Source organism: Thauera aminoaromatica S2, assembly GCF_000310185.1.
GTDB lineage: Bacteria > Pseudomonadota > Gammaproteobacteria > Burkholderiales > Rhodocyclaceae > Thauera > Thauera aminoaromatica.
Map to the genome: position 1 here is coordinate 1 of NZ_AMXD01000312.1, position 488 is coordinate 488.

Here is a 488-nt window from a genome sequence, read left to right on the forward strand (position 1 = left end):
GTGGTCGCGGCGCGGATGCACGACCATGTAGTTGCGGCTCGGCATGTGGCAGTCGACGCACTGGCTGCCGGCGCCGCCGCGGTGGAAGTGATGCGAGGGCGCGTCGTAGTCCTTCGCCTGCAGGCCGGGGAAGCGGCCGCGGTCGGGCGCGGGATTGTGGCAGGCGGTGCACAGCGCGTTGCCTTCCGCGCGCAGGCGACCGCGGTGAGGGTCGTGGCAGTCGGTGCAGGCCACGCCCGCCTGGTACATGCGGCTCTGGCGGTAGGAGCCGTACTCGAAGACCTCGTCGAGCTGCTGGCCGTCGGCGTGGTAGAGGCCGGGGCGCAGGTTGTCGGGGATGAACTGGTCGAACAGGGGCGCGCCGGCCACGGCGTCCTCGACCAGCCGGGTGCGGCGCGCGTGGCAGGTGGCGCACTGGTCGACCTGGGCGTGCGCGCCGGCGAGCGCCCGGTTCGGGGTGGGCAGCGGCGCCTGGCCGCGCTCGCCCG

At 74.6% G+C, this 488-nt stretch carries 1 protein-coding gene; it reads right to left on the reverse strand.

Annotated elements, in window-relative coordinates; all coding sequences use genetic code 11:
• Positions 1-488: cytochrome c3 family protein (locus C665_RS19805; protein ID WP_004331109.1), on the reverse strand; the 488-nt coding region annotated here is incomplete at both ends.